The sequence below is a fragment of the Streptomyces sp. NPDC058326 genome, from assembly GCF_042879855.1.
Lineage (GTDB): Bacteria > Actinomycetota > Actinomycetes > Streptomycetales > Streptomycetaceae > Streptomyces.
In genome coordinates this window covers 413,798-427,816 of record NZ_JBHVZO010000003.1, presented here as the reverse complement: position 1 = coordinate 427,816, position 14,019 = coordinate 413,798, and the positions used below count along the sequence as shown (strand labels likewise).

The 14,019-nt window shown below is 72.6% G+C and carries 13 protein-coding genes and 1 pseudogene; all 14 read right to left on the bottom strand.

Going from position 1 to position 14,019, the window contains the following annotated elements:
* Positions 1 to 9: 9 nt before the first annotated feature.
* Entirely contained in the window at positions 10 to 675 is a 666-nt protein-coding gene (locus ACFVYX_RS07625) for a response regulator (RefSeq protein WP_389680411.1), read from the bottom strand.
* Entirely contained in the window at positions 672 to 2,015 is a 1,344-nt protein-coding gene (locus ACFVYX_RS07620; RefSeq protein ID WP_389680410.1) for a sensor histidine kinase, read from the bottom strand. The genes ACFVYX_RS07625 and ACFVYX_RS07620 overlap by 4 nt, the downstream gene beginning before the upstream one ends.
* Positions 2,016 to 2,113: 98 nt before the next feature.
* Positions 2,114 to 2,245 (bottom strand): hypothetical protein, encoded by a 132-nt coding sequence (locus ACFVYX_RS07615; protein ID WP_389680409.1) that lies wholly within the window; start codon positions 2,243 to 2,245, stop codon positions 2,114 to 2,116.
* 54 nt (positions 2,246 to 2,299) lie between these two features.
* Positions 2,300 to 4,531, bottom strand: coding sequence for an FG-GAP repeat domain-containing protein (locus ACFVYX_RS07610; protein WP_389680408.1), 2,232 nt, complete (start codon positions 4,529 to 4,531; stop codon positions 2,300 to 2,302).
* 109 nt (positions 4,532 to 4,640) lie between these two features.
* Entirely contained in the window at positions 4,641 to 5,510 is an 870-nt protein-coding gene (locus tag ACFVYX_RS07605; RefSeq protein WP_389680407.1) for an alpha/beta hydrolase, read from the bottom strand.
* Positions 5,511 to 5,603: 93 nt separating this feature from the next.
* The gene (kynU, locus tag ACFVYX_RS07600) at positions 5,604 to 6,797 is read right to left on the bottom strand and encodes a kynureninase (protein WP_389680406.1); all 1,194 of its coding nucleotides are present in this window, start codon (positions 6,795 to 6,797) and stop codon (positions 5,604 to 5,606) included.
* Entirely contained in the window at positions 6,790 to 7,647 is an 858-nt protein-coding gene (locus tag ACFVYX_RS07595; protein WP_389680405.1) for a tryptophan 2,3-dioxygenase, read from the bottom strand. Before ACFVYX_RS07595 ends, kynU begins: the two co-directional genes overlap by 8 nt.
* A gap of 124 nt (positions 7,648 to 7,771) precedes the next feature.
* Positions 7,772 to 8,665, bottom strand: coding sequence for a DUF3152 domain-containing protein (locus ACFVYX_RS07590; protein ID WP_389680404.1), 894 nt, complete (start codon positions 8,663 to 8,665; stop codon positions 7,772 to 7,774).
* 192 nt (positions 8,666 to 8,857) lie between these two features.
* Positions 8,858 to 9,271, bottom strand: a complete 414-nt coding sequence (locus tag ACFVYX_RS07585) for a DUF3151 domain-containing protein (protein WP_073811230.1) — start codon at positions 9,269 to 9,271, stop codon at positions 8,858 to 8,860.
* A gap of 204 nt (positions 9,272 to 9,475) precedes the next feature.
* Positions 9,476 to 10,924: an MFS transporter gene (locus ACFVYX_RS07580; protein ID WP_389680403.1), complete on the bottom strand. Its 1,449-nt coding sequence runs from the start codon at positions 10,922 to 10,924 to the stop codon at positions 9,476 to 9,478.
* A gap of 102 nt (positions 10,925 to 11,026) precedes the next feature.
* Positions 11,027 to 11,257: pseudogene (locus tag ACFVYX_RS07575) on the bottom strand (aminotransferase class I/II-fold pyridoxal phosphate-dependent enzyme); the annotation flags it as partial.
* A 139-nt stretch (positions 11,258 to 11,396) separates the two neighbouring features.
* Positions 11,397 to 12,419: a class II fructose-bisphosphate aldolase gene (gene fbaA, locus ACFVYX_RS07570; protein WP_389680402.1), complete on the bottom strand. Its 1,023-nt coding sequence runs from the start codon at positions 12,417 to 12,419 to the stop codon at positions 11,397 to 11,399.
* Positions 12,420 to 12,640: 221 nt separating this feature from the next.
* Entirely contained in the window at positions 12,641 to 13,180 is a 540-nt protein-coding gene (pyrE, locus tag ACFVYX_RS07565) for an orotate phosphoribosyltransferase (protein ID WP_389680401.1), read from the bottom strand.
* A gap of 25 nt (positions 13,181 to 13,205) precedes the next feature.
* Entirely contained in the window at positions 13,206 to 13,991 is a 786-nt protein-coding gene (locus ACFVYX_RS07560) for an aldose 1-epimerase (protein WP_389680604.1), read from the bottom strand.
* Positions 13,992 to 14,019: the final 28 nt, after the last annotated feature.

Below are 14,019 nucleotides of genomic sequence, written 5' to 3'. Positions count from 1 at the left end.
CACGGCCGCTCACCCCCCGACCCGCACCAGACCCGCCTCGTACGCGAACACCGCCGCCTGCGTGCGGTCGCGGAGCGCCAGCTTCACCAGGATCCGGCTCACATGCGTCTTGATCGTCGACTCGGCGACGACGAGGTGCTCGGCGATCTCCGCGTTCGACAGGCCCTGCGCGATGAGGACGAGGACCTCCGTCTCCCGCTCCGTCAGCTCCCCGATCTGCGCCATCGCCGGCGGCCGCGGGGAACTCCCCGGCGCCTTCGCGAACTCGGTGATCAGCCGCTTCGTGACGGTCGGCGCGAGCAGCGCCTCGCCCGCCGCGACCACCCGCACGCCGTCCGCGAGCTGCCGGGCCGACGCGTCCTTGAGCAGGAAGCCGGAGGCCCCGGCGCGCAGCGCCTGGTACACGTACTCGTCCAGGTCGAAGGTGGTCAGGACGAGCACCTTCGCGTCCGCGTCCGCGGCGACGATCTCGCGGGTGGCGTCGATGCCGTTCAGCTCAGGCATCCGGATGTCCATGAGAACGACGTCGGGACGGAGGGCGGCGACCTGGGCGACGGCTTCCCGGCCGTTGACCGCCTCCCCGACGACCTCGATGTCCGGCATCGCGCCGAGCAGCACCGAGAAGCCCTCGCGGACCATCATCTGATCGTCGACGATCAGCACCTTGATGCTCATTCCACGCTCTCCTCGCGGCTGACGGTCTCCTCGCGGCTGACGGGGATGAACGCCGCCACCTCGTAGCCGCCGTCCGCGGTCGCCTCGGCCGTCATCTCCCCGCCGAGCATCGTCACACGCTCCCGCATGCCGGTGATGCCGTGCCCGGCCCCGGGCGAGGGCTTGACCAGGCCGCGTGCCGGTCCGTTGGCGATCCGCAGCCCGAGGCCGCCGAGGACATAGCTGACCTCGACCTTCGCCGCCGCGCCCGGCGCGTGCCGCAGCACGTTCGACAGGGCCTCCTGGACGATCCGGTACGCGGAGAGCTCCACGCCGGGCGGCAGCTCCCGTACGGCGCCGGTCACGGTCTTCCCGACGTCGAGCCCGGCCTCGGTGACGTTGCGGACGAGCGCGTCGAGGTCCCCGAGGGTCGGCTGCGGGGCGTCGGGCGCCTCGTAGTCCTCGGCCCGTACGACACCGAGGATGCGGCGCAGCTCGGTCAGCGCGGCGACCGCGTTCTCCCGGATGGTGAGGAAGGCCTGCTCCAGCTCGGGCGGCGGGTTCTCCACCCGGTAGGGGGCGGCCTCCGCCTGGATCGCGACCACCGACATGTGGTGGGCGACGACGTCGTGCAGCTCGCGGGCGATGGTGGTCCGCTCCTCGAGGACGGTCCGCTTGGAGATCTCCTGGGCGGTGACGGTCTGCTGGGCGGTGACCTCACGGGTGGCCTGGCGGCGGACCTGGATCACGGTGACGGTGAGGAGGGCGAGGGCGGAGACGAAGAGCATCGGGACCGAGTCGGAGCCCCGTCCCACCCCGAGGAACATCTCGGCGAAGAGCGCGTAGCCTGCCGTTCCGGCCCACATCCAGCCCGCGGTACGGGGCCCGGTGCGGGCGGCGACCACGGTGAGGACCACGAGATGGGCGGCGAAGACGTTCTCCGTCCAGGGCCAGCCGCCCCAGTAGCCGCCGATGAACGCCAGGAAGGGCGTCGAGCACAGCGAGGCCCAGTAGGCCAGGACCGGCCTGATCAGCGTGGCCAGCACGACGGCGGGCGGCACGAGGGACAACACGAGCGCCGCCGGCCCGAAAGCGCCGTTGATCCGCTCGGCCCCCATCAGGAAGACGACGAAGGCGAGGAAGCCGACGATCGCGTGCGGCAGCAGGCCGAGATAGACGCGTATCCGCTCCGGCAGCCGGCGCGTCGGCCCGCTGTTCACATCCATCCGCGGCAGCGGCCGGTAGGCGAAGGCATCGTGGAAGAGTTCCTGGCGCAGCCCGCCGAGAGCCACCTGCACCAGGCGGAACTCGGGGCTGCGGCTCGTCGTCTCGGAGGACTGTGTCTGGGTCACGCGAACCACGGTACGGGCGGCGGGGGGACCCGGTCGTCCCGCTCGATGCGGATCCTCCCGGGTCCCCCTTGAGAACGATGGCCCCCGTCTCCCGTCCGTCCCCCGGCTCAGAAGAGCGCCGGGCGCAGCTCGCCGAGGGGGTCGCTGTGGGCGCTGCCCCAGTAGGACGGGGCCGGGGGCAGCGCGGTGGTGGCCCCGCCCTCGTACCGGGTCCAGGGGTACGTCCGCTGCTCACCCACGGCGGCCCGGCCAGTGGCGGTGCCGGGGTGCTTGGTTCACCACGCTGCCGCTTCCTATGCGACGTTGGTGAACTTGGTGCCCTCGCCCGCGTACAGGTTCGTCGTCATCCGGGTGAAGGCGTTGGTGGCCGAGCCCGTGGAGCGGTAGACGTACGTGCCGCCCGCCCCGTACGCGATCAGGTCCGGGCGCCCGTCGTTGTCGACGTCGCCGGCGCCGACGAGCTGGGAGAAGGCACCCCAGCCACCGCCGACCCGCACGCGGGTCTCGAAGCCGCCGGCGCCGTTGCCCTGGTAGAGCCAGAGGACGCCGGCGGTGTCGCGGGCGACCAGGTCACCGGCGGCGGTGCCGGCGATGTTCCCGACGGCGGTGAGCTGGTTGTAGATGCCCCAGCCACCGCCCACGCGCACGCGGGTCGCGAACGGGGCCGTGGAGCTGCCCGTGCCCTTGTAGAACCAGAGCACGCCGGCGGTGTCCGTCGCGAGGAGGTCCGCACGGCCGTCGCCGGTCAGGTCCGAGCCGCCGGTCAGCTTGTTGTAGATCCCCCAGCCACCGCCGACCTTCACCCGGGTGGCGAACGTGCCGTCGCCCTTGCCGAGGTAGTGCCAGAGGTAGCCGGAACCGTCGAGAGCGACCAGGTCACCCGCGCCGTTGCCCTCGATGTCACCGACGGCCTCGATCTGCTTGTACGTGTTCCACCCGGCGCCGATCCGGCTGCGCTCGGCGGTCTCGACGCGGCCGTCCGCCGGCCGGTCCCGCAGGTCGTCGCGCCACAGGACGCCGGAGGCGTCACGGGCGAGGACGTCGGTGGAGCCGTTGTTGGTGAAGTCGTGCGGGTTGAACGCGCGGACGACGTCCATGCGCCAGCCCTGGAAGACCGGGTCGCCGGTGCCGTCGAGCAGCATCGCCTCGGCCATCACCGCGTACGAGCCGTTCGGCGCGTCCGCCCCGTCGAGGACGCCGTCCCAGGTGAAGGTGAAGCGGTTGCCCTCGGCGGGGGCGTACACGCGGGTGTGGTACTCCTTCTCCGTGACCATGTGCGTCAGGGTGACGTCCACATAGGCCTCGCGGTGCGACAGCGTCCACCCCAGCGTCACCTCGCCGCCGGTCCGGTCGAGGTTCACCGAGTCGGGGACGTGGACCTCTTGGATCTTCAGGTCGACCAGCGGGGCCTCGTCGGCCACCTTGGTGACCCTCGGGGTGCCGTCCTCCGCGAGCTCGACCCGGAACAGGCCCTTGCCGTCGGCGGCCGTCGCACCGCGCACCACGGCGGTGCCGTCGCCGGGGCTGCCCGCGCTCGAACCGGAGTCCATGAGCTGCCGGACCTCGCCGGTGGCGAGGGAGACGGCCCGGACGGGCGTCGTGGGGTTGCCGTACACCAGCCAGTCGCCGATGAGGGTGGAGTACCACTCGCCGTCGTGGGCGCCCAGGACGGTCCGCTTCTCCTCGCCGGTCGCGCGGTCGACGGACGCGATGTACCCGCCGGTGCCGCTCTCGTAGGCGTACCAGGTCACGTACGAGGCGGAGAACTGCAGGCCGCCGAACCCGTAGCCGGACTCGGGGGAGGCGTACGTCTTGGTGACCGCCCCGGCCGCCAGATCGATCATGGCCCGGCCGCCGGTCCGGGCACCCTCGGGGCCGGTCTCGTACCCGACGAGGACGGAACCGTCGTGGGCCCTCGAGCCGAAGTAGTCGGTGGCGTTCGCGGGCAGGCCGGAGACCTTGCGGTGGGACGTCGTGGCGCCTTCCTTGGTCACGACGTGCAGTTCGGCCTGGCCGACCGCGTTCGTCAGCTGCGCGAGCACGCTCGTCGGGCTCAGCACGGCCACGTAGTTGCCGTCGAGTGCGCCGAGGTCGATGTCGACGCCCGGGGCGGACGGGTCGGCCATGTTCCTCAGGGTGATCGAACGCATCTGGGCGGACCAGTTGTCGTCGCCGAGGACGACCACGTCGTCGGCGCCCATGGTCCAGCCGCCGTCCTCGGGCTCCTGAAGTGACGTCGTGGCGCCGCCGTCGTACGGCGTCCAGAGCAGCTTCCGGGTGCCGTCGTGGGCAAAGGAGTAGGTGAGGAAGCCGGAGGTGCCCAGACCCGCCAGGTCCATGCCCTCCGGGTAGACGGGCAGGACGGCGTCCTCCTGCGCGGCCGGGCCCGAAACCGCGGTCGGGGCGGCCGCGAAGGCCGTCGGCGCGGTGGCCAGGGTGCCGGCGCCGAGGGCCGTGACGGCGAGGACGGCCGTGACGGCCGCGGCGAGGCGGGTGGAACGGGTGCCGGTGGAGCGGAACTGCAAGGTGAACCCCCACAAGAAGAGCGGACACGGGAGAGCCGTGCCCGATCAGACTCGCGACCGGGTCGAGTGGTTGTACGAAAACCTCTGCTTCGCAGCAGAGATTTCGGAATCACCAGGCGAGCTGGGCGATCTCCTCCGCCGCCACCGCGCACGCGTCCGCCGCCGGGTCGATCAGCGGGAAGTGGCCGACCCCCTCCAGGAGCGTGAGGCCGGCTTCCTCGCCCGCCTTCGCCGACGCCTCCGCGAACGCCTCGGCGACGAGGTGCGGCACGTCGACGTCCTCGCGGCCCTGCACGACCGTGGTCGCGATCCCGGTCGGCAGCAGCGCCGACGGGTCGGCGTGCACCGCCCGTTCCTCGTACGAGGAGGCCCCGCCGAGCAGTTCGGTGACCGCGCCGCCGCAGACCCCGAGGGCGACCGCCGTCGCGAAGTGGGCGATGGGGGCGAGGGCGACGACCCCGCGCAGCGGGGGCGGTGCGGGCAGTCGCCAGGGGGAGCCGGCGGGCAGTACGTGCCGGGCGGCGGCCCAGAGGGCGAGCTGGCCGCCCGCCGAGTGCCCGGTGAGCACGATCCGGCCGGTGTCGGCCTGCGGCAGGTGCGCGGCGGCGAGTTCGGGTACGGCGTCGAGGGCGGCGGCCACGTCGTCGAAGGTCTCGGGCCAGCGCCCGGCGACGGGGGCGGCGCCACCCTGCCGGGGGATGTCGCTGCCGCGCCGGTACTCGACGTTCGCCACGGCGAAGCCCCGGCGGGCCAGGAAGTCCACGAAAGGGGTCAGGTGGAGCCGGTCGTACGGTGCCCGCCAGGCGCCGCCGTGCAGGGCGACGACGAGCGGCGCCCTGGTGCGGCCGTCGCGCGGCGCGTAGAAGTCGATCACCTGGTCCGGGTGCTCGCCGTACGCGGCGGAGGCGTCCGGGGCGACGGCCGGGTGCGAGAAGGCGGACGCCTCTTCGGCGGCGGCGCGCGCGGCGGGGTCCGGCATGCTGTTCCAACCTCTCGGATACGCGGCCGAATTGGCCTGACCTGCGGGGACGGTACCAGCACCGGCGCCCCCGCAGATCAGGCGATCATCGGATCAGCCGCCGAGGATGTCCGCCAGGGTCCGCGCCGCCCGCTCGGCGTCCGCGAAGCCGACGTACAGCGGCGTGAAGCCGAACCGCAGCACGTCCGGGCGGCGCAGGTCGCCCACGACCCCGCGCTTGATCAGCTCCGCCATGACGGCGGGGGCGGTCTCGCAGGCCAGGGCGATCTGGCTGCCGCGCTCCTCGCGCGCCTCGGGGGTCACCGACCGGACGCTGCCCTCCGGCACGTACGCGCGCACGCACTCCAGGAAGAAGTCGGTGAGCGCGAGGGACTTGGCCCGCACGTCCTCGATCGCGACCCCGTCCCAGACGTCGAGCGCCGACTCGAGCGCCAGCAGGGAGAGGATGTCGGGCGTGCCCACCCGGCCCCGTACGGCGCCCGCGGCCGCCGCGTACCCGGGGGTCATCGCGAACGGGTCGGCGTGCGAGTTCCAGCCGGGCAGCGGCGAGTCGAAGGCGGCCTGGTGGCGCTCGGCGACGTACAGGTAGGCCGGCGAACCCGGCCCGCCGTTCAGGTACTTGTACGTGCAGCCGACGGCCAGGTCGACCCCGTGGGCGTCCAGGCCGACTGGCAGGGCGCCCGCGCTGTGGCACAGGTCCCAGACGGCGAGGGCGCCCGCCTCGTGGAGCGCCGCCGTGATACCGGGCAGGTCGTGCAGCCGGCCGGAGCGGTAGTCGACGTGGTTGACGAGCGCGGCGGCGGTGCGCGGGCCGGCCGCGCCGGGTATCCCGGCCGGGTCGACGGGCACGATCCGGTGACCCGTCATCCGCGCCGCTGACTCCGCGATGTACCCGTCCGTGGGAAAGGTCGTCGCGTCGACGAGGATCTCGTCCCGGTCGTCGCCGCTCAGGCGGGCCGCCGCGACGACCGCCTTGAAGACGTTCACGCTGGTCGAGTCGCCGACCACGATCTGTCCCCGGGCGGCGCCGACGATCGGCGCGATCCGGTCGCCGATCCGCTCGGGCGCGGTCCACCAGCCGGACTCGTCCCAGGAGCGGATGCGCAGCTCGCCCCACTCGCGGGTGATGACGTCGGCCATGCGGGCGGGCACGTGGGCGGGCAGCGCGCCGAGGGAGTTGCCGTCGAGGTAGACGGTGTCCTCGTCGAGGGCGAACTTCTCGCGGTGCTTCCCGAGTCCGTCGGCCGCGTCGAGGGCGCGGGCCCTGTCCTTGAGGAGGTCAGACATGGCTGCGCGCCGTCCAGAGCTCCGGGAACACGTTCTTCTGGGCCCGCTTCTCCAGCCAGGCGACGCCGGCCGAACCGCCGGTGCCGGTCTTCGCGCCCATCGCCCGGCGGGTCGCCACGAGGTGGTCGTTGCGCCAGCGCCAGACGAGTTCGGCGACGTCGCTCAGGGCCTCGCCGAGCCGGACGAGCTCGCCGTTCTGGTCGGCGTCGGCGTAGATCCCGGCCCAGACCGCCTCGACCTCGGGCGACGGCTCGTACCGCTGCGCCAGGTCGCGGCCGAGGACGGCCTGCGGGACGGGCAGGCCACGCCGGGCGAGCAGTCCGAGGACCTCGTCGTACAGGCTCGGCTCGTGGAGCGCCTTCTCCAGCTCGGCGTGGACGCGGGGCGCGCCCCGGTGCGGGACGAGCATGGACGCGGACTTCTCGCCGAGCAGGAACTCCATCCGCCGGTACATCGCGGACTGGAAGCCGGAGCCCTCGCCGAGCGCGGACCGGTAGGCGTTGAACTGGGCGGGGGTGAGCTGGGCGAGCGGCCGCCAGGAGTGGTTGAGTGCCTCCAGCTCGCGTACGGAGCGCTTGAGCGCGTCCATGGCGACGGGGACGCGGTCCTCGCGCAGGGCGCGGCTCGCGGTCTCCCACTCGTGGACGATCACCGTGAACCACAGCTCCATGACCTGGGTGGTGACCAGGAAGACCATCTCGCCGGGGTCGTCCGAGCGGAGGTGCTGGAGGTGGGTGAGGACGTCCGCCTGGACGTAGTCCTCGTACGGCGTGGTGCCGGCGAAGTCGAGGTTCGGGGCGTCGGCGACCGAACCGGCTCCGGCGTCGGGAGAAGCCGGGAAGGGTGACATTTCTGTCTCCTCGATACGAACTACCGGGTAGCGGTCTGCTCCACCGTGTCCACGTCGTTCCGTGTGGCACGGGAGCCCCGGTCCCCTCGGGAGGCGCGCTTCGTCGCGCGTCGTCCCAACGGCATCATGACACGATCGGCCCGGTGATGTAGGTCCCGTCTTCGTCATACGGAAACGCGTTCGACCGGCAGCCGTTCAGGCCCTTGATCTGCTGCATCATCGCGGGCGCCGGCTTGCCGGGACCGGCACAGCCCATGTGCTGCCGGATGCCGATCTCGTGCCCGACCTCGTGGTTGATGATCAGATGCCGGTATTCCTCGGGCTTGCCGGCGAAGGTGGGCGAGCCGAGCATCCACCGCTTGAGGTTCACCACGACTCCGTCGGTGGTCTCGCAGTTCAGCTCACCGCGGGTGTTCAGGCCCTGCTGGAGGCAGAGCGCGTCGGCCGTGTCCGGGGTGGCGATCCGGATGACGAAGTCGGCGTTCTGCGAGACGAGCTGGAACCGGCCCCGGCCGTGCGCGGCCCAGCCGCGCGGATGCGCCAGGATCCGCTGGATCTCGGCGGCCGTCTCGCTCGCCGAGAGCTCGATGCCGTCCTCGACCTGGACCCGGTAGCGACGCAGGACACCGCTGTCGCCGACCGGCTCGCCCGAGGCCCGCGCGGTGGTGAAGGTCCCGCTGCCCGACTGCGGCACGGTGGTCTTCTTCGGGGTGGGCTTCGGCTTCGCCGAGGGCGTCGGCCTGGGCTTCGGCTTCGCCGTGGTGGGCCGGGGCTTCGGCGCGGCGGTGGTCGTGGCCGGCGGCCCGGTCGCCGGGTCCGGCGCGGTGGCGGTGGCCGGAGCCGCCGTGTCGTCCGTCGCCGGGCCGTTGAAGTGGGCGAGGGCGGCGCCCGCGCCGAGCGCGACCGTCATCAGGACCAGGGTCGGAAGCGCCAGCCGGCGCACGGGGCCGCGTCTGCTTCTGCCCCTCCGCCGGCTCGGCGTTCGTCGCCGTCCTGCGGGTGCGGCACGCTTGCCCACGACAGACTTCCCCCCTGCGTCGGCCGGTGGTGGGGAAGAGGAAGTGGGGCCTCGGGTACCGGCGTCTTCGGTTCTGCGGTCCCCGGGATCGTACCGGCCGCTTCGAACACCCTCGAACGGGTCAGGGACTCTGTCCGGATTTCCCCCTGTCCGTTCGGACAGGGGGAACCACCGGGCGTGGGGGAGGGCTGGTCAGCCGAGCGTCTCCGCCGCGGTCTCCGAGGAGTCCCGCAGGAAGGTCGTGCAGCGCTCGTACTCGTCCTTCTCACCGATCTCGCCGGCGGCACGGGCGAGGGAGTGCAGCGCGCGGAGGAAACCGCGGTTCGGCTCGTGCTCCCACGGCACCGGGCCGTGGCCCTTCCAGCCGTTGCGGCGCAGCGCGTCGAGGCCGCGGTGGTAGCCGGTACGGGCGTAGGCGTACGACTCGACGACCGAGCCGCGCTCGTACGCGTCGTCGGCGAGCTGGGCCCAGGCGAGCGAGGAGGTCGGGTACTTCGCGGCGACGTCCGCCGGCGCCGTTCCGTTCGCGAGCAGCTCGCGCGGACCCGGATCGTCGGGGAGGTGGGTGGGGGCCGGTCCCCCCAGGAGGTTCTCGTGGATGGCCATGGGCCCCAGTCTGCCTCAGTCACGACGCCCGGACGGCCCCGCGCCGAACTCCCACTCCGCCGACTCTCGGCTCGCAGCTTCCGGCTCCCGGCTCCCGGCTCCCGGCTCGCAGCTTCCGGCTCCCGGCTCCCGGCTCCCGGCTCCCGGCTCCCGGCTCGCAGCTTCCGGCTTCCGGCTTCCGGCTTCCGGCTCCCGTCTTCCGGCTCAGGCCGACGCGTCCCGTTCGCCCGGGTCGAGCGGCGGGGACGTCACCCCGCAGTGCATCCGGCACTCCGGGTGGCAGACCGCCCCGGGTGCCGGGGCGCGCATCGTCGTCCAGGCGAGCACCGCGCCCGCCACCAGGACCCCCGCGCACATCGGCATCGCCCGCCGGAACGTCTCCCCGAACTCCTCCGCCGAGCGGTACGACTCCGGTCCCATCCCCGCGAGCATCGGCAGCGCGGCCACCGCGAGGAGCCCCGCCGCCCGCGCCGCCGCGTTGTTGATGCCGCTCGCGAGGCCCGCCCTGGCCACGTCCACGGAGGCGAGCACGGTCGCGGTCAGCGGAGCGACCAGCGCGGTCATACCGAGCCCGAGCACCAGAAGCGCGGGCAGCACGTCCCGTACGTACGAGGCGTCCTCGCCGGCCCGGAGCATCAGGAGCATGCCCGCGGCGCACAGCAGCGGCCCGACCGTGAGCGGGATCCGGGGCCCGATCCGCTCCCCCAGCTCCCCGGACTTCGCCGAGAGCAGCAGCATCAGGACGGTCGTCGGCAGCAGGGCCGTACCGGCGCCGAGGGCCGAGTAGCCGGACACCACCTGGAGCTGGAGGGCGGCCAGGAAGAAGAAACCGCCGAAGGCCGCGTACACACAGAGCGTGACCAGGTTGACGGCCGTGAAGATCCGGGAGGAGAAGACCGACGGAGGCACCATCGCCGAACCGCCGCGCCGCCGCTCCACCCCCACGAACCCGGCCCCGATCACCACGCCGGCCACCCCCGCCCACCACGCCTCGCCGATCAGCGCATACGTCACGAAGGCGAGCGCCGCCGCGCCCAGGACCGCGCCGAGGACGTCGAAGCGGCCGTGCGCGGTCTCGTCCCGCGACTCCGGCACGTGCCGCAGGGCGACCGGCACGCAGAGGGCGGCGAGCGGCACGTTCAGCAGGAACACCCACCGCCAGCCCGGCCCGTCCACCAGCCAGCCGCCGACGAACGGCCCGATCGCCGCGCCCACCCCGCCGAAGCCCGACCAGAGGCCGACCGCCCTGGCCCGGTCGTCCTCGTGGAAACTCGCCTGGATCAGCGCGAGCGACCCGGGTGTGAGCAGTGCCCCGCCCACGCCCTGGAGGGCGCGGGCCGCGATGAGCACTCCGGCGTTCGGGGCGAGCCCGCAGAGCAGTGAGGCGAGCGCGAACCACACCACCCCGATCACAAAGACCCGGCGCCGCCCGTACCGGTCACCGAGCGCCCCGCCGAGCAGGATCAGCCCGGCGAGGGTCAGCATGTAGGCGTTGACCGTCCACTGGAGGGCGCCGAGGTCGGCGTCGAGGTCCGTGCCGATGTGCGGCAGCGCGACATTGACGACGGTGGAGTCGAGCAGCGCCATCCCGGACCCGAGGACGGTCGTGAGCACGATCCACCGGCCGGTCCCGGAGCTCAGCCGGATGTCCATGCCTGCCATGGTCCCCGCGCGGGCGGCCCGGCGCACCCGTTGTGCCGCCGCGCAGCCGTCGCACCGCCGCACACCCGTAGCCGCGCACGGGACGGGGGCGCGTCAGGCCTTGCGCAGCCTGCTCGCCGCGCGGACCAGCGCGTCCACGCCCCGCTCGGCCTTCGCCCGCGGGCAGCCCACGTTCAGCCGGACGAAGCCGGGCGTGCCGTACACCCCGCCCGGCATGATCGCGACCTTCTCCACCGCCACCAGCTCCTCCTGGAGCCGGGCCTCCTCGATGCCGAGCGGCCGCAGGTCGATCCAGGCGAGGTAGCCGGCCGCCGGCGGCGCCCAGTCCGGCCGAAGACCCCGTGGTCGACGCGCTCACGCAGGGCGGCGAGCACCTCCGGCGGTCACCGACAGCCTCCTCGGGAATGACGAGGGCCCGGCGCCCCCACGCCAGGGTGGGGGTGCCGGGCCCGTCGTGCCAGGCCTACTTCAGCTTGGTGCCGGTCGAGCGCAGCGCCGCGCACGCCTCGGTCACCCGGACGGCCATGCCGGCCTCGGCCAGCTTGCCCCAGGTGCGCGGGTCGTAGGTCGACTTGACGCCGACCTCGCCGTCGACCTTCAGGACACCGTCGTAGTTCTTGAACATGTGGTTCGCCACCGGACGCGTGAAGGCGTACTGGGTGTCGGTGTCGAGGTTCATCTTCACGACGCCGTTCTCAAGCGCGGTGGCGATCTCCTCGGCCGTGGAGCCCGAGCCGCCGTGGAAGACGAAGTCGAACGGGGAGGCCTTGCCGTACTTCTCGGCGACGCCCGCCTGGAGGTCCTTGAGGAGCTCGGGGCGGAGGACGACGTTGCCCGGCTTGTAGACGCCGTGCACGTTGCCGAAGGAGGCGGCGAGCAGGTAGCGGCCCTTCTCGCCCAGGCCCAGGGCCTCGGCGGTGCGGAGGGCGTCGTCGACGGTGGTGTACAGCTCGTCGTTGATCTCGTGGCTGACGCCGTCCTCCTCGCCACCGGTCGGGGTGATCTCGACCTCAAGGATGATCTTGGCGGCGGCGGCCTTGGCGAGCAGCTCCTGGCCGATGGCCAGGTTGTCGGCCAGGGTCTCGGCGGAGCCGTCCCACATGTGCGACTGGAACAGCGGGTTACGACCGGCCTGGACGCGCTCGGCGGAGATGTCGAGCAGCGGACGGACGTAGCCGTCCAGCTTGTCCTTCGGGCAGTGGTCGGTGTGCAGCGCGACCGTGATGTCGTACTTCGCGGCGACGATGTGCGCGAACTCGGCCAGGGCGACGGCGCCGGTGACCATGTCCTTGTTGTACTGACCGCCCAGGAACTCGGCTCCGCCGGTCGAGATCTGGATGATGCCGTCGCTCTCGGCCTCCGCGAAGCCGCGCAGAGCAGCGTGCAGGGTCTGGGACGAGGTCACGTTGATGGCCGGGTAGGCGAACTTGCCTGCCTTCGCCCGGTCGAGCATCTCGTTGTAGACCTCGGGGGTTGCGATGGGCATTCGTCCGCTCCTTGTGATGTGCGGGGTGTGTGCTGTTGCTGTCCCTGACCTGGGGGCGACGTCATCGTCGCCCCCATCCTTCCAGACTCTTGTGCCGGCTCCCACGGGCACGGCACGACAAGAGGCGGGGTGTTTCACGTGAAACACCCCGCCTCTTGGCAAAAATGCAGGTCAGGACAGTTCTCTCCCGGCCCGGGCCCTACGTCACGACTTCGCGGCGGTTACGCCAGGCCGAGATCGCCCAGCCGGTAGCCGGTGAGGTACGTCAGTCCCGCCCCGGCGATGGCGTCGGCGGCGCCCCGGTCCACGATCGTGGCCACGGCGACGACCTCGCCGCCGGCCTCCCGGACCGCCTCGACGGCGGTCAGCGGCGAACCACCGGTGGTCGAGGTGTCCTCGACGACGAGGCAGCGACGGCCCTTGACGTCCGTGCCCTCGATCCGGCGCTGCATCCCGTGGGCCTTCTGCGCCTTCCGTACGACGAAGGCGTCGAGGCGCTGTCCGCGCGCGGCGGAGGCGTGCAGCATCGAGGTCGCGACCGGGTCGGCGCCCAGGGTCAGACCGCCGACGCAGTCGAAGTCCAGGTCGGCCGTGAGGTCGAGCATCACCTGACCCACCATCGGGGCGGCCTCACCGTCCAGCGTGATCCGGCGCAGGTCGATGTAGTAGTCGGCTTCCAGACCCGAGGAGAGGGTCACCTTGCCGTGCACCACGGCCTTGTCCTTGATCTGCTGGAGCAGCTCAGCGCGTACGTCAGTCATGGTCAGCAGCTTAAGCGGAGCCCGCTCAAGGTCGCCGCCAGCTCCACGTGCTCTCGACCTCCAGCGGGTCGATCGGGGTGACCAGGCGCGGGTGGGTGTTGAGGCCGTTCGGCGGGCCGGACTGCGGCTCGACGCAGACGGCGTCCTCGGGCTCGTCGTAGATCACGACCCACTCCGCGCGGCTGCTGACCCTCAGCTCCAGCTCCTCCGGCCAGGTGAGGGTGACGTCGACGCCCTCGGGCATGCCGAAGCAGTCGTCCCAGGGGCCGGGCAGGGGGTCGATCCTGCGGCCGGTGGGGAGGTGGTTGTCGCCGCGCTCCTCCTGCCAGGCGGCGGTGAAGTCGATCCGCACGTCCTGGCCGCCCTGGCCGAGGTTGCGCAGGAACCAGGGGTGCCAGCCGGCCTGTGCCGGGAAGGAGGCGTCGTAGGTCTCGACCCCGAAGCGGAGGGTGAGGGCGTCCTCGGTGAGCTCGAAGACCTGCGTCACCGTGCCCTTGTACGGCCAGGGGTCGCCGAGCTCGCAGGTGAAGACGGCCTCGGTCGCGGAGGTCCTGACGGTCTTCCAGGCCAGACCGCGGACGGTGCCGTGGATGGCGTGCGGGGCCGCGTCGACCGGCAGCTGGTGGACGGTCGCGCCGTTGCGGAAGCGGCCGTTCTCGGTCCGCCCGCACCAGGGGACCATCGGGAAGCTCCCGTACCGCTCGCCCTGGCGCAGCACCTCGGTCCCGCCGATGCGCAGGCTCTCGATCCGGCAGCCGTTCTCGGGGCTGATGGTCAACTCGGCGTCGCCCGCCGTCAGTCGCGTCTGCATGCTCACGCACCGACCCTAATCGTGCGAG

What these genes read in the sequence shown, in the direction of transcription:
- ACFVYX_RS07580 (WP_389680403.1), bottom strand. Translation starts at nt 10,924, where the DNA reads ATGGACATCCGGCTGAGCTCCGGGACCGGCCGGTGGATCGTGCTCACG.
- ACFVYX_RS07625 (WP_389680411.1), bottom strand. Translation starts at nt 675, where the DNA reads ATGAGCATCAAGGTGCTGATCGTCGACGATCAGATGATGGTCCGCGAG.
- fbaA (WP_389680402.1), bottom strand. Translation starts at nt 12,419, where the DNA reads ATGCCCATCGCAACCCCCGAGGTCTACAACGAGATGCTCGACCGGGCG.
- pyrE (WP_389680401.1), bottom strand. Translation starts at nt 13,180, where the DNA reads ATGACTGACGTACGCGCTGAGCTGCTCCAGCAGATCAAGGACAAGGCC.
- ACFVYX_RS07605 (WP_389680407.1), bottom strand. Translation starts at nt 5,510, where the DNA reads ATGCCGGACCCCGCCGCGCGCGCCGCCGCCGAAGAGGCGTCCGCCTTC.
- ACFVYX_RS07595 (WP_389680405.1), bottom strand. Translation starts at nt 7,647, where the DNA reads ATGTCACCCTTCCCGGCTTCTCCCGACGCCGGAGCCGGTTCGGTCGCC.
- ACFVYX_RS07560 (WP_389680604.1), bottom strand. Translation starts at nt 13,991, where the DNA reads ATGCAGACGCGACTGACGGCGGGCGACGCCGAGTTGACCATCAGCCCC.
- ACFVYX_RS07585 (WP_073811230.1), bottom strand. Translation starts at nt 9,271, where the DNA reads ATGGCCATCCACGAGAACCTCCTGGGGGGACCGGCCCCCACCCACCTC.
- kynU (WP_389680406.1), bottom strand. Translation starts at nt 6,797, where the DNA reads ATGTCTGACCTCCTCAAGGACAGGGCCCGCGCCCTCGACGCGGCCGAC.